Raw genomic sequence first — 18933 nt, 5'->3', positions numbered from 1 at the left:
GTCTTTCCTCAACCGCGAAGGGAGTGATGGAAAACCGCGAAGGGAGTGATCGAAAAGGGCGCCGTGGACCGCCGAGTGCCCCGGACCAGGCAGGCCCGGGGCACAGGGAAGGCGGTGTGTCAGCCTCAGAGGCTGCCGACGACCCCACCGACGATGCCGGTGGTGTTCAGGCCGGTGACGCCGTCAACCGTGCCGGTGACGGTGCCGAGGGCGCCGGTCACCGGGCCGGTGACGGAGTCCACGGTGCCGAGGACGTCGCCCACCGGGTTGCCGATCCCGCCGGCCACGTTGTCCAGTTCGGCGTCGGAGATCTCCTGGGTGGCGACCTTGGGCGCGTTGTTCATTGTTGCGTCTCCCTTGGGTGACTGTCTCTTTGAGCTTGCAACAGCGCATGGGTGCCGAGGGGAATCGGCACCCGCGGCACGGTCACGGGGTTCCGGTGGGAACCGGGGATCCGTGGATGCCTTAGCGCGGAAACGGATGTAATCACGGGGCTCGCCACGCTGCGAATCAGCCAAGTCCGGAACCGGGCATTCCGCCACTTTCCGATCACACGGCGGGCACAAGTGCGCACCTCCTCGGCGCCGTTCCCTCACAGAAAGGTCACCGAGCTCACCGCCGGGCGCGCCCCTTGTGCGAGGTGACGCGCGTCATGTCGGACCTGCCCGCCACCACCGGGGCTCAGGCGGCGCACGGGCCGGGGCGCACACATGGGATGTGTGTAACAGGTGTGCCGATCACTTGAAGACCGGGCGAACGAAGCGACATGCGGCGCTGGACGGCACGGGAATGCGACATGTGCGACTTCAAGCCACCCGGCCCTCCTCCGGCACCGCCTCGCCGTCCGGAACCGGCCCGGGTGCGGTGCCGTCGCCGAACGGGCGCCCGCCCAGCTCCTCCCGGTGATGTGGCGTCAGCCACCCGGAGAGGCCGGGACCGAGCGGGACGATGCGGCGGGGGTTGATGTTGGTGTGCACCTGGTAGTAGTGGCGCTTGATGTGGTCGAAGTCGACGGTGTCCCCGAAACCCGGCGTCTGGAAGAGATCACGGACATACCCCCACAGCACCGGGTCCTCGCTGAGCTTGTTGCGGTTGCACTTGAAGTGGCCGTGGTACACGGCGTCGAACCGGACCAGCGTGGTGAACAGCCGGATGTCGGCCTCGGTGATGGTGTCGCCGACCAGATAGCGCCGCGTGGCCAGCCGCTCGGACAGCTCGTCGAGGCGGGCGAAGAGCCGCCGGTACGCGTCGTCGTAGCCGTGCTGGTGCTCGGCGAAGCCCGCGCGGTACACACCGTTGTTCACATCGCGGTAGATGCCCTCCGCCACGTCGTCGATCTCGTCGCGGTGCTCCTCGGGGTACAGATCCGGCGCGCCCTCGCGATGGAGGGCGGTCCACTCGGTGGCGAGGTCCAGGGTGATCCGGTGGTAGTCGTTGGTGACCAGCCGTCCACTGGGGACGTCCACCACCGCGGGCACGCTCACCCCGCCCGGGTATCCCGTCTCACGGGCGTCGTACGCCTCGCTGAGGAACCCGATACCCAGCACCGGGTCCCGGTCCCCCGGATCCAGGGTGAAGCGCCAGCTGCGCTCGTCCTGGATGGGGTCGGTGACGGCCAGCGAGAGGGCCGGCTCCAGGCCGAGCAGCCGCCGTGAGACCAGCGCGCGGCTCGCCCAGGGGCAGGCCCGGCTGACCACCAGCCGATAGCGGCCGGCCTCCACCGGCCAGCCGTCCCGGCCGTCGGCGGTGATCCGGTCGGCGAAGTGCGGTGCCGAGCGGCGGAACTCCTTGCGCTCGCGGGGTGTCTCCTGGTCAGCGGTGTTCAACGGGACCACCTACCACCTTCCGAAGCGGGAACCGTCGTGGACGGCCCGGGTCACGAATCGGCTGCCGGGCTCTGGTGCCACGGGTGACACCTACCCGGTTCCACATCTCGGGAAGGGGTATTCCTCACGGAACGGACAGGGTGGCGATGCGGAACGGGTGGCGCCGGGGCGGCGCACCAGCGTTCAAGACCGGAGGCGAGGCCACGGGCAGGGTCGGGGCATGTCTGAAGACAAGGGATGGAAGAGCCCGTACCTGCTGCTCACGGTCACCATGCTGCTGTGGGGCAGCGCCTTCTCCAGCTCCAAGTCGGTGGTGGCCCAGCTGCCGCACACCGTGGCGGCGCTGCTGCGCTTCGGTGGCGGGGCGATCGCCCTGCTGGCGGCGGTGGCGGTCTTCGGCAAACCGGCGGCCGCCCCGGCTTCCGCGCGGGGCGGCGGGCGGCGCGCGGCGCTCGCGGGCGTCCTGGGGGTCTTCGCCTACAACGGCTTCTTCTTCTGGGGGCTGTCGCTGGCCCCCTCGCTCGACGCGGGCATCGTCATCCCCGTCCTCAGCCCGGTGCTGACCAGCGCCTTCCTCCTGGTCACCGGCCGTGAGCGGGCCTCCGGGGGGCGGCTGGCGGGGCTCGCCCTCGGGCTCGCCGGGGCGGTGGTGTTCTTCTTCGGCGCGGGCGGCAGCGCGCACGGCGGCACCACCCGGCTCTCGGGCGATCTGCTGTATCTGCTCAGCGCGGTGTGCTGGGCCGCGTACACGCTCATCGGGCCCCGGGTGCTGGCCGGGACCGACCCGCTGCGCGCCACGACGTACGCGACGTGTGCGGGGGCGGTGCTGCTGGGGGTGCTCGCCGCGCCCGACCTCGGCGAGGTGCACTGGGACGGACTGCCGGCCGGCCTCTGGCTGAACGTGGTGTTCCTCGCCATCGGCCCGGCCGCCGTGGCCAATCTCCTGTACTACCGGGGAGTGGGGACGGTGGGTCCGGCGTCCGCGTCCTTGATGATGTTCATGGTCCCGGTGGTCAACACCGTGTGCGCCATGGCCTTCCTGGACGAGTCCTTCGGCGGTCTCCAGGCGCTGGGCGCCCTGGTGCTGCTGTCGGGCGCGGTGCTCGCCGTCACTCGGGGACGTGTACCGGCACGTCCCCGAGCGCGCACCGCGCCCACCGCGGGAAAGAAGCCCTCGGAGCTGTGAGCACCGTACGGCGCCGGTCTGCATCACTCCCCTCGTGGTGATGCGGACCGCCCGCCACGCTGGGAGGCGGGGCTTCGTTTCCCGCGCGGTGCGGCAGGAGTGACGCTAAAGCCGATCACGCGGGCGGACAACGGTGCACGGTGCGCATCGCCCGCCCGCGACATGTGCACGGTGCGCAGTCAGTCCGCCGGGTGGAGCCCGGTGATGTGCAGGGCGTGCACCAGGTCGTGGATCCCGGAGCCGGTGGTGAGCAGGTCCCGGCTGAGCCGGTGTTCGGCGGCTCGCAGATGCGCCCTGACGGTGTTCCGGCTGAGACCGAGATGGCGGGCGGTCCGCTGGGCGTCGGTGTTCGCGTCGATCCAGGCGCGCAGGGTGGTGTGCAGATCGCGGCCGCGGGTGTCCTGGAGCGGGCGGAGGAACTCCCGCGCCCAAGCGTGGGCGGGCTCGGTGCGGAACAGCTCCTCCAGGGTGGGCACCGGCCGCCCGCCCCGGGCCCCGAAGCCGCCCTCCGGCTGCCCTCCGGTCAGGCCGAAGGCCAGGTCGAGGGCGGCCCGGGTACGTACCTCCCCCAGGTCCAGGCCGAGGGTGGCCTCCACCCGGCTGAGGTGGTGGGACACGGTGTTGCGGCTGATGTCCAGCAGCCGGGCCACCGCGGACCGGGGGAAGGTGACGGCGAGCCGGGTGATGTCCAGGGTGGCTCTCGGGGTGGACCCCAGTGGCCGCAGCAGGGCGCGGGCCCAGTTGCCCGCCTCCGCATGGGGCAGCAGGGGCACCAGCGGGGTCTGGCCGAGGTAGGCGGCCATCCGCTCGGGCGTATGGCGCGCCGCGGCCAGGGCGTGCAGGGCCTGCCCGTACGCCTCGGCCGTGGCGCCGAGCGGATACGGGCTGCTGATGCCCAGCGCGTAGAGCGGGTTGTCCCGTACCAGGCGGCGCAGCACCGCGCCCTGGCCGTGTGACGTCCCGGGGCCGTCGGCGGAGTCATGGGGGTCGGTGTCGGGATCGCCGTCGGACCGGCCACCGGTCTCGTCGCCGGACCCCTCGGCGGCTCCGTCGGCGGCCCCGTCCGCGACGAGACAGATGAGGTGCTCCTTGAAGGCCGGACAGTGCACCATCAGGCCGGTGCCGTGGTAGCCCGAGCCGTCCTGGTAGGTCTGCGCCAGCCGGTCCCGGTCCTCCGGCGGGCAGTGCAGCAGATAGACGCGCAGCCGTGCGGCGTCCAGCAGCGCGGGGACGGCGCCGGTGGTCATCCGGCGGGCCAGGGTGAGATCTCCCGCCAGCAGGGCGCTGAAGACGGCGAACCGCAGCTGCCGCGCCTTGTACTGATAGCCGCGGAAAGTGGTGTCCGCGTCCTGCGCGCGGTCCAGGAGCGCGATGAGACTCCCGGCGTGCGAGACCAGCGACGCCGCTTCGCGGGTGGGCGCCGAGGTGCCCGCCACCACCAGCACGGGGCGTGGCGCGTGCGCGCCGAGCGCCTCGAGACGCACCCGAAGGGCGCCGCTCTCGGTGGCCGCCGCGGCCATCTGCCCACCGGACAGCCGTGCCAGCGTCGGTTCGAGCGAGGGCAGGATCCGCCGCGGGAAGCGCGCGGTGGAGGTCTCGACCGCGCCCGCGCCGCCGACCAGCGCGACATCGGCGTCGATCTGCCGGGCCAGCCAGTCGAGTACCGGCCGCGGGTCCGCCCCGGCCCCTCGGCTCATCTGCCGCCGCACCTCGTGCAGCAGCTCGTCCAGCCGCCCGGTGTGGGCCCGTGCCTCCACAGCCGTACTCCTCCTCACCCCCCGCGCCGCGTCATCCCGCGCGGACCGATCGGCGATCCGCGCTCCGACGTACTTTATTGACCGGTACGCGGGACCCCGGACAGTGCCGTACGTATCAGGCCGGTTTCGCGCGGCGGGTCTGTCCCATCAGGGAGTGTCCGCGCAGGCCAGGGCCCTGCCTGGGGCCGTGGTGGGGCCTGTTAGGTTGACATGCTCAGTTGTACGGGGAAAGGAATTCACGTGCGCAAGGCAGTGCACATGGCGGTCACTTCGGTCATTGTCGGTCTTGTCGTCAGCGGTTGCGGGGGCGGCGACGACGGGAAGAAGGAATCGAAGCCGAGCGGCGGAGCCACCAAGGCCACTCGGGCCGCCCAGCAGTCGCCGAGCTCCGCCCCCTCGGCGCGGGGCACGATCATGGAGCGTTCGGCGGGCTCCTGGAAGTCCATCGTGGCGGCGAAGTCCGACGACGACCTGGCGACCCTCACCATCGCGGACGGCAAGGTCACGGCGAAGGGCCCGAAGCTCGACTGCACCGGGACGCTCGAGCCCGGCCAGAAGGGCGGCGAGGACGAGCCCTCCCTGACCCTGTCGTGCAAGGGCGGCAGCGACGGAGGGCGGGGCCGGGGCACGGTCGGAATGAAGGGCGACGACGCCCTGGCGATCAACTGGAAGGGCCCCGAGGGCGGCTTCGGCGGCCCCGTCGACAGCTTCCGCAGGGCGGGCTGACCACAGGGCCCTCAGGACACATCAGCGTTCAGCCGCTTGCCGAAGCACCACGCCGAACGGATCGGGACCGGCCTTCAGACCACCGAGCGGAACAGGCCTTCCAGCGCCATGGCCACCTGGTCGGTGGAGAGCGGGTCGTCGACACCGCCCGCCGCGTAGACGCCCCGGTCCAGTTTGATGCCGCGCGTCATCGCGCCGAGCAGCGAGGCCATTTCGGTGCCCCGCAGGACGGGCTGGTGGCCCGCCCGGTCGAACAGCCCGTCCAGCATGGCGCCGATCCGGCGGCTGAACCGCTTCTCATGGTCCACCAGCGCGGCGGCGGCATCGCCGTCCCGGAGCGCCATCAGCCGGAACTCCAGGTGGATGAAGACCCAGCGGACGTCCAGGTGCTCGCCGTTGAAGATCTCGGCGAAGGTCCGGGCGAGCTGGGGGGCCAGATCCCGCCCGGTGTCCATCTCGTCGATCCGCTCCCCGATGTAGTCGGCGGTGCGGTCGCTGTGCCGCCGGAAGACGTCGAGGAAGAGCTTCAGTTTGCTGTCGTAGTTGGAGTAGAAGGCCCCGGTGGTCCTGCCCGCGCACTGGCAGATGTAGCCGATCGACGCCCCGTGGAAGCCGCGTTCGGCGAACGCCCGCTCCGCCCCGACGATCAGCGCTTCCACGGTCTTTGACCGCTGCGGCGGCATCGGTGTGCCCCTCTCCCCCAGCTGTTCGGAAACCTGGCCAGATCCGTACGGTAGCCGATCTGTCCCCCTGTTCAGTAGGGAACCCTATCGGTAGCGTTCCCTATCGAAGGCCGCGGCCGACGGCTCCGGGACGTTCGCCCCGGGACAGTTCGAGGATCACGAAGGAGAGCCATCGTGAACGCTCCGATGCCCACAACCCATGACGACCTCCGAGACCTCCATGACCTCCCTTCGTATCCGAAAGAGCGGGACGACTACATCAACCCGGCACGCGCACTGCTCACCGGGCCGCCGATCAGCCCGCTGAGGTTCGCGGGCGGCAGCACCGGCTGGCTGGTGACCGGCTATCACGAGGCGCGGGAGGTGCTGCGGGACGCCCGGTTCAGCGCCGAGCGCTGGCGGGGCGACGACGCGATGCGGCCGGTCCCCGAGTCGATCCGCAGGGACCGGAGCAGCGGGGCGGGGTCGTTCCTGGCCATGGACGCGCCGGAGCACGGCCACTACCGGGGGCAGCTCACGCGGTACTTCACGGTGCGTCGGATGCGGGAGCTGGAGGCCCGCATCGAGGACATCGTGGCCGACCAGCTGGACGCGCTGGAAGCGGCGGGCAAACCGGCCGATCTGGTGCGGCACTTCGCCCTGCCCATCCCCTCGCTGGTGATCTGCGAGATGCTCGGCGTGCCGTACGAGGAGCGGGAGCTCTTCCAGTCCGTCGCCGCACGGCTGCTCCGCCAGGACCGCACCGACGCGGAGTTCGTCGCCGGGAAGACCGAGCTCGACACCTTCCTGCGCACCCTGGTCGAGGCCAAGCGCAAGGACCCGAGGGACGATCTGATCTCCCTGCTGACCGCCGTCGACGAGCTCGACGACGAGGAGATCGGCGGCATCGCGGGGCTGCTGCTGATCGCCGGTCACGAGACCACCACCAATATGCTCAGCCTCGGCACCTTCGCCCTGCTGCGCGACCCCGAGCAGCTGGAGCGGCTGCGGGCCGACGAGTCGCTCCTGCCCCAGGCCGTCGAGGAGCTGCTGCGCTACCTGAGCATCGTCAACGCCTTCCCCGTCCGTATCGCGCTGGAGGACGTCGTCGTCGGCGGGGTCACCGTCACCGCGGGCCAGTCCGTGGCCGTCTCGGTCCCGGCGGCGAACCGGGACCCGGCGCTGGTGGACGACCCGGACACGCTCGACGTCGGGCGTCCCCGCAGCAGCCACCTCGCCTTCGGCTACGGCATCCATCAGTGTCTGGGACAGCATCTGGCCAGGATCGAGCTGGTGTCGGGCTACCGCGGACTGCTCCGCCGGTTCCCGGGGCTGCGGCTCGCCGTGCCCCCGGAGGAGGTCCGGATGCGCAGCGACATGGTCATCTACGGAGCGCACGAACTGCCCGTCACCTGGTGACGGCGCCGGGCCGGACCGGGCCCGGCCCCCGCACGGCCGAAATCATCACATGAGCTCCACGGACGCGGAGTTCATGTGATGATTCGGTGACCCCGGCCCGTCCGGTCCGGGGGTGTGGAGGGGAAATACACGTGAAGTCAACGACCTTCAGATCCGCCGTGGGGGCCGTGCTGACGGCGGCCCTGTCCGCCGTGGTCCCGCCCGCCTCCGCCGCGAGCGCGGCGGAGAGCCCGGCGGCGGCCGGCACCGTGGACACCGCGACCGCGCGGTCCTTCGGACGGCTGGCCGACGCGGTGCTGACCCAGCGCACGGCGGCTCTGCTGGACAACAACAAGCAGTCGGTGCGGCGCGCGGCCCCGCTCGCCGAGAAGAACGTCCGCCTGTCGGCCCGGCAGACCCGGACCGAGGACACCGCGCTGTCCACGCTGCACACCCGCAAGGCGCGGCTCGCCGCCCTGGGCGAGGCGTACACCTCCGCCGACACCCGGGTGGCGGTGGACCGGATACGGGTCGAGGCCGGGCAGGCCACGGTCCGGGCCACCGAGACCACGACGCTGACCTACAAGAAGATACGCGGCGACGAGCCCGCGACCACCGGCTTCCAGGCGCACCACCGGCTGAGCTTCGCCGCCACGGCGGACGGTAAGTGGCAGCTGACCGGCCTCACCTCGACCGACGACGGCCCGCTGGCGGTCAACGAGCCCGCCACCGCGCGGGTGGCGACGGCCCGGACGACGGCGCTGCCCGAGGCGACGCCCGCCGCCATCTCCAAGCCGTCCCAGCCGCAGACGAAGCCCGCCGGAAGCCACAACTACGCGGCGATGGCCTCGTACGCGGAGAAGTACTGGCAGAACTACAACCCCGCCTACCGGAAGTTCAACGAGGCCGGCGGGGACTGCACCAACTTCGTGAGCCAGTCCCTGAAGGCGGGCGGCTGGGCCAACAAGTCCGGCGACGCCGAGGACTACCGCAGCTGGTGGTACGACACCTCGTACCAGTCGACGTCCTGGGTGGGCGCCAACGAGTGGTCCTGGTTCACCCTGGACGCCAAGCGGGCCACCAACCTGGCGAACGTCTACTACATGGGCGTCGGTGACGTCATGCAGATGGACTTCGACAAGGACGGGTCCAAGGACCACACCATGATCGTCACCTACCGGAGCTCCAGCGGGGTGCCGTACATGACGTACCACTCGGTGAACACCTACCGGAAGTCCGTGGCGAGCATCATCGCCTCGTACCCGAACTCGCTCTACTACGCCTACCGCACCTGAGGCGCCCGGCGCGCACCCGTGTCTCCCCGTGACAGTGGACCCCGCCCCCGGGCGGGGTCCACCGCGTTTGCGCCCGCCCAGGGGCTGTGTGTCAGAGTGGACCGCCGCCCCCATCCCCCTCTCCCCTGTGAGCTCCTTCCCCCGAGAGTGATGCAGTCCACGACGTTCCCTCCCCGCACCGCGGATCTGTTCACCCAGGGCCTGGAGAACCGCCCGGGCTCCGCTCTGCTGCGCTTCGGCGCGGCGCGCCGACGGTCGGCCGACCGGCTCAGCTGCCGCTGGACGCCGGACGAGCCGCCCGCCCATCCGGGTGAGGAGCGGGTGGTCGAGCTCGGTGAACACCACCACGAGGAGTTGCTGGCCTTTCTGCGGGAGCACAGCCCGGGCCATTCCACCGGCCCCGGCTCCGCCGGTATCAGCCTGTGGGCCGGGATCCGGGACGAGAACGGGCGGCTGGTGGCCTGCGGTGCCCTGAGCAGCCTGCGGGACAGCGGCGCCCCGCTGATGGCGTCCGTGGCGACCGACGCCCGGCTGCGCGGCCAGGGGCTCGGCGCGGCGCTGGCCTCCTTTCTCACCCGGTACGCGGTACGCCGGTACGGCTTCTGCACCCTGTGGCAGCTCGCCGACAACGCCCCCGCCGAACGGCTCTACACCCGCCTCGGCTACCGCGACGAGGACCTCTGCGTGGCCGCGCGGATCGCCGCACGCTGATCCGGCCGGGGATACGACACAGGCTCTGACCGGCGACACCTCGATCCCGAAACCCGGCGCACCCCGACGAGCGGCCGACCCCGTGATGTGATGTCCGCACGGTGTTCACCCGACGGACACCGGAGCCACGTCAGCACGCCTGCGTACACACACGTCTTCGAGCCGCGAGAGATGGAGTGACGCCATGCCGGGCGCCCTGTCACGCCGTTCCGCCCTGTCCCTCCTGGGCGGGACGATGGCCGTCGCCGCCACTGGTGGCAGTGGATGGCCCGCGGCCGCTTCCGGCCCCGGAGCCGCCACCGGGCCCGCCCCCGGGCCCGGCTCCCGGGTGGACTCCCTCATCGGCCGGATGACCATCGAGGAGAAGCTTTCGCTGCTGCACGGCGCGAAGGATCCCCACGGCCTCGGGCAGGCCGGGTACACCCCCGGTGTCCCCCGGCTCGGCATTCCCCCACTCCGGCTCGCGGACGGGCCCGCCGGCGTACGGGTCACCCGGCATGCCACCGCGCTGCCCGCGCCGGTGCTGCTCGCCTCCGCCTTCGATCCGGGTCTGGCGCGGGAGTACGGGCGCACCATCGGGCGCGAGGGCCGTGCGCTGGGCCAGGACGTGCTGCTCTCCCCCATGGTCAATCTCATCCGCACTCCATACGCCGGGCGCAACTTCGAGACCTTCGGCGAGGACCCCCTGCTCACCTCCGAGCTGGTGGCCGAGGAGGTGCGCGGGATCCAGGACGAGGGCCTGATCGCCACCGTCAAGCACTTCGCCATGAACAACCAGGAGCACGAGCGGGAGTCGATCGATGTCATCGTCGACGAGCGGACCATGCGGGAGTTGGAGCTGCCCGGCTTCGAGGCGGCCGTACGGGCGGGCGCGGGGGCGGTCATGAGCGCCTACAACAAGGTCAACGGGGCCTTCGCCGGTGAGAGCGGGCCGCTGCTGACCGGGGTGCTGCGCGAGGACTGGGGCTTCGACGGCTGGGTGATGACCGACTGGCACGCCGCCCACAGCACCGCGGCGGCCCTCGGCGCCGGGCTCGACATGGAGATGCCGGACGGCGAGTACTTCGGCGGCGCGCTGCGGAAGGCGGTGGCCGACGGGACCGTACCGGAGGCCGAGGTGGACCGCGCGGCCGGCCGCGTCCTGACCGTCATGGACCGCTTCGGCCTGCTGGACGGCGGCGCCCCGCCCCGGCCCGGCCGGGACCCCGGGGCCGGGGCGCGCACCGCACTGAAGGTCGCCACGGCCGGCGGCGTCCTGCTGCGCAACGAGCGCGGCACACTGCCGCTGACCGGGCCCGCCGCCCGGTCGATCGCCGTGATCGGGCCCACCGGCTCCATCCCCTTCGTCAGTGGCGGCGGCAGCGCCCATGTGGTCCCCGACCACGCCGCGAGCCCGCTGGAGGCGATCCGGGAGCGCGCCGGAAGGGGGGCCCGGGTGGACTACGCCCGGGGCGAGGACGTGTTCGGCAAGAAGATCCCCGCCGCCGCGCTCTCCCCGGCCGCCGGGCTGGAGAAGCGGAAGGTGGCGGCGGGGAAGAGCTGGACGTATGACGGCACCCTCACCGTGGCCGAGGCCGATGAGTGGACGTTCGTGCTGCACTTCAGCGGTCCGCCCACCGGCCGCCCGAAGGTGCTGCTGGACGGCGAGGAGCTGTTCCCGTTCCGGGCCGGCTTGGGCGAGTACTTCACCGGTGGCTTCGTCAGCGCCACCCCGGACGGCCTCGCCGTGCGCCGGACGGCCGTCGAGCTGACGGCGGGAAGGCACCGGCTGAAGGTCGCCGCCAAGGGCGGCGGGGAGGGGCTGACCTTCCGGCTGCGCCGCACCACCTCCGCCACGCGCGCCGCCGATGTGGCCGAGGCCGTCCGCGCCGCCCGCGCCGCGCACAGTGTGGTGCTCTTCGGCTACGAGGACGCCACCGAGGGCAGGGACCGCACCACCGTCGCCCTCCCCGGCCACCAGAACGCGCTGATCGCCGCCGTCGCCGAGGCCAACCCGCGCACGACCGTCGTCCTCAACACCTCCTCGTGCACCTCGATGCCCTGGCTGGAGCGCACCGGCGCCGTCCTCCAGATGTACTACCCCGGTCAGGAGGGCGCCGCCGCCACCACCGCCCTGCTCTTCGGCGACGCCAACCCCGGTGGCAGGCTCACCCAGTCCTTCCCCGTCTCCGACGACCGCCATCCGATGGCCGGGGACCCCCGGCGCTACCCCGGGGTGAACGGCCGTGAGGAGTACTCCGAAGGCGTCCGGACCGGCTATCGCTGGTACGACGCCGAGGGGGTGCGGCCCCTCTTCCCCTTCGGCCACGGCCTGTCGTACACCACCTTCGCCTATGCGGGGCTGCGGCTGCGGCGGCGTGGAAGCGGCCTGGAGGCGGTCTTCACCGTGCGCAACACCGGGCGGCGGGCCGGGGCGGAGGTGGCCCAGGTGTATGTGGGGCCCTCGCCCGATCTGCCGCTCGACCAGGCCGGGCGGTCCCTGGCGGGATTCCGGCGGATCCATCTGCGGCCCGGCCAGGCGCGGAAGGTGACGGTGCGGGTGGCCGCCCGGGCGCTGTCCGCATGGGACTCCGAGCGCCATGGATGGGTACTGGGCACCGGACGCCGGACCGTGGAAGTTGGCTCCTCCTCGCGCGATCCGAGGCTGCGGGGGCATATCGAGGTCCGCCATGGTTCCTGAGCTGCCACGGCCGTCGGCGCATCGGGCTACGCTAGTATGGCGCGTGTGCAACTAAAGGCGCACGCAAGCAATAAGGCATCGACGAAGGAGCGCCGTGCAGATCGACCTTTCCGGTAGGACCGCCCTGGTCACCGGCTCCACCCAGGGCATCGGTTTCGCCATCGCCGCCGGGCTGGCGCGGGCGGGTGCCCGTGTCGCCGTCAACGGGCGCCGTCAGGAGTCCGTCGAGGCCGCCATCCAGAAGCTGGAGGAGGACACCGAGGGCGGCTCGTTCATCCCCGCCCCCGGCGACATCACCACCGATGACGGCGCCCGCCAGGTCATCGAAGCGGTGCCGGACACCGATGTCCTGGTCAACAACCTCGGCATCTTCGGGGCCACTCCGCCGCTGGAGATCAGCGACGATGAGTGGCGGCGCTATTTCGAGGTGAACGTCCTGGCCGCCGTCCGGATGATCCGGAGCTTCCTGCCCGGGATGAAGGACCGTTCCTGGGGCCGGATCATGAACGTCGCCAGTGACTCCGCCGTCGTCATCCCCGCCGAGATGATCCACTACGGGATGTCGAAGACCGCACTGCTCGCCGTCACCCGCGGCTTCGCCAAGGACGCCGCCGGTACCGGGGTCACGGTCAACTCGCTGATCGCCGGGCCGACCCACACCGGCGGGGTCGAGGACTTCGTGTACGAACTGGTGGACCCGGAGCTGCCCTGGGACGAGGCGCAGCGGGAGTTCATGGCCAAGCACCGGCCGCAGTCGCTGCTCCAGCGGCTGATCGAGCCCGAGGAGATCGCCAACATGGCGGTCTACCTCAGCTCTTCATTCGCCTCGGCCACCACCGGCGGAGCCGTGCGCGTGGACGGCGGCTACGTCGACTCGATCCTCCCCTGACACCCGCCCCGGCGCCTTCCCGATGCCCGTTTCGGCGCCCCCCTGATCCCCGCTTCCGCGCGCCCTTCCGGTGGGAACCGTTCCGCGTGGACCGGGGTTCCTAGGGAGCGAAGAAGCAGACAACCTGGGGGGTTCTGTTGAGCAATGACGCACTCGCGCATCCTGACCGCGTCAGAGCGAGCCACTGGATCACCGTTCTGAGACGGCAATTCCCCGAGCTCCAGGCGGAGTTGACGCCCTCCCCGCACCGTTCCGGCCTCGGCCGGCAGCGGGGAGGCGCCGACCGCCACGGGCCCTCGGAGCCGTTGCGCCTACGGGTCTCCGACACCGTACGCGACATCACCGACGGCGTCGTGGAACTGGAGGAGGCGGTGCACGACCGGCTCGGGCTGCCGCCCACGGACAGGGGAACGGTCGAGGTCAGGCTGGCCCGCCTCGCGGGGCTGCTGGAACGGGTCGAGGCCGACCCGCCGCTGATGCGCCATCTGCTGGAGGAGGTCAGCGCAATGGCGCGGCGCTGCTCGGGCACGCTCGGGGACGCCGAACCCGTGGTCCGGCTGCGCGGCCGGTGCCCGCTGTGCGCCTCGGTGTCGCTGCGGGCCTTTCCGCTGCGCCGGGCGGTGCTGTGCATCAACCCCGCCTGCCGCTGTCCGCACCCCGGGTGCGGCTGCCATGCGGACCGGGCACATCGGCACTCCTGGCCGGAGGACGAGTGGGCGGAGCTGGCGGCCGGCGGCGCGCTCACCCTGGAGGAGATCACCGCCGCCCTGGACGGAGGCTCCACCGCCGTGGCGGTGAGCCGATGAGGACCACACAGGCGCCCGAGTATCCGTTGCTGACCGCCGCCGTGGCCGCCGCGGAGGTGGGCGTCGCCCCGGCCACCATCCGCAAGTGGGTGCAGCTGAAGCATCTGCGGCCCGCGGGGCGTCAGGGCAAGGCGTTCCTCTATCGGCTGGAGGATGTGTTCGCGGCCGAGCGGGCCACACAACGGCGTACGTGACCTGCGGGACCCATGGTCATCTCGGCATAAGTGACGACAAGTGGTTGTCAATGGGCATCCATTGCATCACACTTGGTGCCAGCGGCGGAGCTGTGCCCCCTGAAGGGGCCACGGCCCCGCCGCTTTTCGCTGTGCGCAGCCCCTGACCACAGCAAGGAGTGCGCGCATGACCGAGCCCCTGGTGATCTTTCCTGACGTCGAGCGCCTCGTCGTCGAGCATCTGAAGAACCGCCCCGAACTGGCCGGGGTACTCGTGGACAACCGGACCCCGCCGGACTTCGACGGAACCCAGAGGGCCGTGCTGGTCTCCCGGGCCGGCGGCGTCTGGGTCGAGGACATCCATCTGGACCAGCCGCTGGTCGACCTCGAGGTGTACGGCCCGGACAAACCCACGGCCCACACGGTCGCCACGGCCGCCCGTACGGCGCTGTTCACCGTGCGCGGCACCACGTTCGGCACCGCCTGTGTCACCGATGTCTCCGAAGTGGACGGCCCCCGGTGGCTGCCCGACTACCTGCACGCCGCCGCCAGCCGCTATGTGTCCACGGCCCGGCTCTCCATCCGCCCGGCGTAGGCCACGTCACCGCCGACCGTCCGCCCCCATCACCACGCCACAAGGAGCAATCGCATGCCCGGAATGAACCCCAATGAGATCCGCGTCGCGGGCACCGGCCGCATCCTCACCGCCCCGCTCGGCACCACCGTCCCGGCCGATGTCTCCACGGCGTGGGCGGCGGGCTGGAAGGACCTCGGGTACACCACCACCGACGGCATCAAGTTCAACAAGAAGGACAAGATCGACCCGGTGGACACCTGGCAGTCGGTCAGCCCGGCCCGCTTCGTCTACTCCGACCGCGACCTCACCGTGAAGTTCCAGCTGCTCCAGCTCAACGAGGACACCCTGCCGTTCTTCTTCGGCGGCGCCCTGGTGACGGAGACGGAGGCCGAGTCCAAGGTGTACCGCTACGAACTCGCCGCCGAGCCGAAGAAGGACGAGCGGATGCTGGGCGTGGAGTTCGCCGACGGCGATGTCATCAAGTACCGGTTCGTCCTCCGCCGCGGCCAGGTCACCGAGACCGAGGAGCTCCAGCTCACCCGCACGGCCGCGGTCCGGCTCGGGGTCACCTTCACGGCACTGGCCGTGGACAACGACACCCCGCTGGCCACCTGGCTGATGAACGACCCGGCATTCGCCGGATCCTGATCCCCTCCCCCGAAGTCGATCCCCGAAGTCGATCGCGAAGGAGCCGCCGCCATGGCCACGTTCAACGTCAACGCCGCCCGCGCCCAGCGTCTGGAGGCGCTGGGCCTGACCTGGGACTTCGAGGTGGACGGGGAGACGTTCTCGCTGCCCACCGAGATCCCCCGCCGCTCGGCGCAGGCGCTGGCCGAGCTCAAGGACAACGACCTGGACGGGCTGCTCGCCCTCCTCATGGGCGAGGATGCCTACCAGCGGCTGTGCCAACACGAGGTGAGCGTGCAGGACATCGCCGCGATCCTCGAGGCGTACGGCCAGGACACCGGGCTCGGCGTGGGGGAAGGCTGAGCCTCGGCGCGCTCGTGGAGGAGCACGCCGAGGCGCTGGAGGCCGATCTGCTGCGGTACTACGGCGTCGACCTGCTCGACTGGCACCGCGAGGCGCTGTCCTCGCGGCGCCTGGCGGTCCTGGTGCGCCACCTTCCGCCGGACTCGTCGTTCGTACGGGCGCGGGAGGGCGAGGCCGCGGAGTGGGGGCTGACGGATCATCTGCTGGCAGCGGTCGTGGACCACTTGGCGATCGCCAACTGGATGTTCGCGTCGGCCAATCGAGACGAGTACGCGGACCCGCCGGAGGCGCCGATTCCGGTGCCCCGCCCGGGGGTGGGGGCCGCCGATACGCCCGACGGCCCGGCCGCCGATCACGCGCCGACGGGCGCGGAGTTGGCGCGGTTCTTCGGGTGACCCGCAGGAGGGTACGTGAGCGATTTCCAAGAGCGCACCGAGACGGCCCTTGCCCAGCTGAAGCGCCGCATGACGGCCACCAACGTCACGCTCGCGCACATGCAGAAGGAGCAGGACAACTTCATACAGACCTACAAGCCGAAGATCGAGCCGGGTCTCGGCAAGTCGGATCTGGCCGGCGTCCTGGGGGCCGCGGCCGCGGCGAGCATCGGGTTCTCCCTGCTGAAGGTCGATGAGACCGGGGTGTTCGTGGCTGGCCGCCAGGTCGTGACCTGGCGCCATATGCGCACGCCCGATGAGCGGTTGCAGACCGCCGAGCGGAAGCTGGAACAGCGCACGGACCGTCTGCAAGGCGCCGTGGACCGCTTCCAGCAGCAGTTGGAGCGTGTCGAACAACGCCGCAGCGATCTGGAGGAGACCCGGCAGCGTCGCGCCCAGCCCGGCGGCGACAGCCGCGCGCTGTACGGCGAGCAGCGCTTCCGCGAGGAGGCGCTGAGCCGGGAGTTGCGCGCGCTGGAGGGGGCGGAGCGCCGCGCCCGGCAGGCCCGGGGGAGGGTCGAAGGCAGCCAGCAGCGAGTCGTGTCGGCAGCGCATCGCATCGCGCAGGCCGAGCAGGAGGCGAGAAACACGCGCCGGGAGACCGTCAACCATATGAACGCCCTGGACCAGGGAATGCGGACGCTGGAAACGCGGGCGGCGGGCCTTCGGCGTGAGCTCGGCTCCTGAAGCCGCCGCTGTCCCTACATCGAGGAGGATGCCATGTCGCTCGTGGCCGCCCTGCGGTCGTCCGTCGGCGCCCTGCGGAACTTCACGACCTCGGCTCGCCAGGCCGATACCACCGTCGCCAGATTGCGTGGCTCCGTCACCGGAGCATCCGGCGCCGTGGGCCGCGTCAAGGGTGATGTCGACAAGTCGGCCAACTCGATGCGCACCCTGCAGCGAGAGGCCAACGCCGCCGAGCGCAGCGTCGCCAGGAGCGGCCGCTCCATGACCACCGCCGGCCGCGGCGCGGCCACCGGGGGTGGGCTGATGGGGCGGATGAAGACGGGGCTCCAGGGGGTGACAACGGCCCAGAAGGGCCTCAACACCGCCATGAAGTCAAACGTGTTCGGCGCCATCATGGCGCTGCTGATGCCGCTGATCATGAAGCTCGTCGACATGGCGATGCAGTCCAAGACCGTCCAGCGCATCGTCCAGGCGGCCTTCAGGATCATCGGCCAGGTCATCGGCTCCACCATGCGCGTGGCGAAACAAGTGGTCCAGACGACCTGGAACGGCATCAAGACGGCGTTCACGGTCGTGCTGAAGGTCATCTGGACCGTCGTGAAGACGTACTTCAACATCTACAAGACCATCATCACCACGGTCATCCACGCCATCATGGCCGTGGTCCGGCCCCTGCTGTCCTTCTTCTCGGAGCGGATCCCGGGCGCCTTCCGCTCCGCCCGTAACGGCATCCAGCGCGCCTTCAACGGGCTGGCGGGCATCGTCCGGGGTGCGTTCAGCGCCGTGCTCGGGGCCGTGCGCGGGCCGCTCAACGGGGTGATCGGGCTGGTCAACCGGGCGATCGGCGCGCTGAACCGGGTCAAGGTCTCGGTGCCCTCATGGGTGCCGGGGATCGGCGGCAAGTCGTTCGGGGTGAACATCCCCACCATCCCCACGCTCGCCCAGGGCGGCATCGTGCTGCCGCGCCCCGGTGGCACGCTCGCGCTGCTCGCCGAGGGCGGGCAGGCCGAGGCCGTACTGCCGCTGAACCGGCTGAGCACCCTGCTCGCCCGCACCGGGCCCGCACCCGCCCCGGCGGGATCCGGCAGGCCGGGCGGCGGATTCGTCATCGAGCACTACCACGAAGCCCCGGGCGGCAACGCCCGGCAGACCGCCGAGGATCTGATGTTCCTGATGAAGGCGAGGGGGTGACATGGCGGACGAGACCACCGCCACCGAACCGGGGCCGCTCATCACCACCGACGGGCAGGCGCAGTGGGCCGGGCTGCTGATGGGCCCCGGCACCGACTACTGGATCGCCGCCGAAGGGCTCACCGGCTGGGAGGAGTTGCCCGCGCTGGACACCTCCGACGCGGACCGCCCGGTGGGGCACGGCGGCTGGCCCGGCTCCCAGTGGGCGCAGGCCCGTACGGTCACCGCGCAGGTGTGGTTCGCACCCGACCCGGACGCCGGACCGGAGGCCGTGCGGGACGCGCTGCGCACGCTGCGCGCCGCCACCGCCGTCCGCGACGAGGAGGAGTGGCTGGCCGTCCGGCTGCACGGCGAGACGCTGGCCGTACGGGCCCGGGTCACCCAGCGCGTGGTCCCCACCGACCGGCAGTTCGCCGCGAGCCGCCTGGCCAAGATGACGCTCCAGTGGAAGGCGAGCGATCCACGCCGTTACGAGGCGGTGGGGCGGCGGGACACCGCCGGGCTCCCCCAGCCGGAGGCGGGGCTGACCTGGCCGCTCAACTGGCCGCTGGCCTGGGGCGCGCCCGGTTCCACCGGCGACCTCGCGGTGGAGAACGAGGGCAGCGCACCCGCCCATCCGGTGATCACCTTCACCGGGCCGTGCACCCGGCCGCGGCTGGCCAACCGGACCAGCGGCGACTGGCTGGAGTACGCGATCACCCTCGCCCCGGACGACGAACTCGTCGTCGACACCGCCGAGGGGACCGTGATGTTCAACGGCACCGCGTCGCGCCGCCACACCGCCACACCGGGCAGCGCCCCGGAGGAGTCGTTCACCCTGCCGTCCGGGACCTCGCAGCTGTCCTTCCGCGCCGCGTCGGGAGGGGAGGGAGCCACCGCCACGATCACCTGGCGCCGCGCCGAGTGGTGAGGCGCCGCGCCGCCCCACCATCCGCTCCGACCCTC

The 18933-nt window shown here is 71.5% G+C and carries 20 protein-coding genes; 16 read left to right on the top strand and 4 right to left on the bottom strand.

Translation table 11 applies throughout. From position 1 onward, the window contains the following. Positions 1–125: 125 nt before the first annotated feature. Together LIV37_RS47135 and LIV37_RS47130 are read right to left on the bottom strand one after the other, a co-directional pair. The gene (locus LIV37_RS47135; RefSeq protein WP_020874158.1) at positions 126–344 is read right to left on the bottom strand and encodes a hypothetical protein; all 219 of its coding nucleotides are present in this window, start codon (positions 342–344) and stop codon (positions 126–128) included. Positions 345–806: 462 nt separating this feature from the next. Then, entirely contained in the window at positions 807–1826 is a 1020-nt protein-coding gene (locus tag LIV37_RS47130) for a glutathione S-transferase family protein (RefSeq protein ID WP_020874157.1), read from the bottom strand. Between the two features lie 220 nt (positions 1827–2046). On the opposite strand from LIV37_RS47130, the gene LIV37_RS47125 reads away from it, so the two are divergent. After that, a complete protein-coding gene (locus LIV37_RS47125; protein WP_020874156.1) occupies positions 2047–3012 on the top strand; it encodes a DMT family transporter in 966 nt (321 codons plus the stop codon). Between the two features lie 179 nt (positions 3013–3191). Here the strand turns inward: LIV37_RS47125 and LIV37_RS47120 are convergent, their stop codons facing one another. Then, positions 3192–4769, bottom strand: a complete 1578-nt coding sequence (locus LIV37_RS47120) for a helix-turn-helix domain-containing protein (protein ID WP_020874155.1) — start codon at positions 4767–4769, stop codon at positions 3192–3194. Between the two features lie 240 nt (positions 4770–5009). Between LIV37_RS47120 and LIV37_RS47115 the strand changes: the two genes are divergently transcribed. Then, positions 5010–5495: a hypothetical protein gene (locus tag LIV37_RS47115; RefSeq protein WP_148717923.1), complete on the top strand. Its 486-nt coding sequence runs from the start codon at positions 5010–5012 to the stop codon at positions 5493–5495. A gap of 74 nt (positions 5496–5569) precedes the next feature. Here LIV37_RS47115 and LIV37_RS47110 read toward each other — a convergent pair whose 3' ends face one another. Next, the gene (locus tag LIV37_RS47110) at positions 5570–6178 is read right to left on the bottom strand and encodes a TetR/AcrR family transcriptional regulator (RefSeq protein WP_020874153.1); all 609 of its coding nucleotides are present in this window, start codon (positions 6176–6178) and stop codon (positions 5570–5572) included. A gap of 174 nt (positions 6179–6352) precedes the next feature. On the opposite strand from LIV37_RS47110, the gene LIV37_RS47105 reads away from it, so the two are divergent. The 14 genes from LIV37_RS47105 to LIV37_RS47040 all read left to right on the top strand — a co-directional run bounded on the left by LIV37_RS47105 (position 6353) and on the right by LIV37_RS47040 (position 18898). After that, positions 6353–7576, top strand: coding sequence for a cytochrome P450 (locus LIV37_RS47105; RefSeq protein WP_020874152.1), 1224 nt, complete (start codon positions 6353–6355; stop codon positions 7574–7576). Positions 7577–7707: 131 nt separating this feature from the next. Beyond that, on the top strand, positions 7708–8850 hold the full coding sequence (locus LIV37_RS47100) for an amidase domain-containing protein (RefSeq protein WP_121826545.1): 1143 nt from the start codon (positions 7708–7710) through the stop codon (positions 8848–8850). A 150-nt stretch (positions 8851–9000) separates the two neighbouring features. After that, positions 9001–9561 (top strand): GNAT family N-acetyltransferase, encoded by a 561-nt coding sequence (locus LIV37_RS47095; protein WP_020874150.1) that lies wholly within the window; start codon positions 9001–9003, stop codon positions 9559–9561. A 184-nt stretch (positions 9562–9745) separates the two neighbouring features. Further along, a complete protein-coding gene (locus LIV37_RS47090) occupies positions 9746–12241 on the top strand; it encodes a beta-glucosidase family protein (RefSeq protein ID WP_020874149.1) in 2496 nt (831 codons plus the stop codon). 94 nt (positions 12242–12335) lie between these two features. Continuing rightward, positions 12336–13130 (top strand): SDR family NAD(P)-dependent oxidoreductase, encoded by a 795-nt coding sequence (locus LIV37_RS47085; protein WP_020874148.1) that lies wholly within the window; start codon positions 12336–12338, stop codon positions 13128–13130. Between the two features lie 137 nt (positions 13131–13267). Beyond that, positions 13268–13936, top strand: a complete 669-nt coding sequence (locus LIV37_RS47080; protein ID WP_185058112.1) for a hypothetical protein — start codon at positions 13268–13270, stop codon at positions 13934–13936. After that, entirely contained in the window at positions 13933–14130 is a 198-nt protein-coding gene (locus LIV37_RS47075) for a helix-turn-helix domain-containing protein (RefSeq protein WP_020874146.1), read from the top strand. Before LIV37_RS47080 ends, LIV37_RS47075 begins: the two co-directional genes overlap by 4 nt. A gap of 166 nt (positions 14131–14296) precedes the next feature. Next, the gene (locus tag LIV37_RS47070) at positions 14297–14704 is read left to right on the top strand and encodes a hypothetical protein (protein WP_020874145.1); all 408 of its coding nucleotides are present in this window, start codon (positions 14297–14299) and stop codon (positions 14702–14704) included. A gap of 54 nt (positions 14705–14758) precedes the next feature. Beyond that, the gene (locus LIV37_RS47065; RefSeq protein ID WP_020874144.1) at positions 14759–15334 is read left to right on the top strand and encodes a phage tail tube protein; all 576 of its coding nucleotides are present in this window, start codon (positions 14759–14761) and stop codon (positions 15332–15334) included. 51 nt (positions 15335–15385) lie between these two features. Next, the gene (locus LIV37_RS47060; RefSeq protein ID WP_020874143.1) at positions 15386–15676 is read left to right on the top strand and encodes a hypothetical protein; all 291 of its coding nucleotides are present in this window, start codon (positions 15386–15388) and stop codon (positions 15674–15676) included. Between the two features lie 14 nt (positions 15677–15690). Next, positions 15691–16071: a hypothetical protein gene (locus LIV37_RS47055; RefSeq protein WP_020874142.1), complete on the top strand. Its 381-nt coding sequence runs from the start codon at positions 15691–15693 to the stop codon at positions 16069–16071. A gap of 15 nt (positions 16072–16086) precedes the next feature. Beyond that, the gene (locus LIV37_RS47050) at positions 16087–16797 is read left to right on the top strand and encodes a hypothetical protein (RefSeq protein ID WP_020874141.1); all 711 of its coding nucleotides are present in this window, start codon (positions 16087–16089) and stop codon (positions 16795–16797) included. Positions 16798–16830: 33 nt separating this feature from the next. Beyond that, on the top strand, positions 16831–17988 hold the full coding sequence (locus tag LIV37_RS47045; protein ID WP_020874140.1) for a phage tail family protein: 1158 nt from the start codon (positions 16831–16833) through the stop codon (positions 17986–17988). A 1-nt stretch (position 17989) separates the two neighbouring features. After that, on the top strand, positions 17990–18898 hold the full coding sequence (locus LIV37_RS47040; protein WP_020874139.1) for a phage distal tail protein: 909 nt from the start codon (positions 17990–17992) through the stop codon (positions 18896–18898). Positions 18899–18933: the final 35 nt, after the last annotated feature.

Source organism: Streptomyces rapamycinicus NRRL 5491, assembly GCF_024298965.1.
GTDB classification, from domain to species: domain Bacteria; phylum Actinomycetota; class Actinomycetes; order Streptomycetales; family Streptomycetaceae; genus Streptomyces; species Streptomyces rapamycinicus.
Note: the sequence above shows the minus strand (reverse complement) of the source record. Positions and strands in the feature narration are given on the sequence as shown.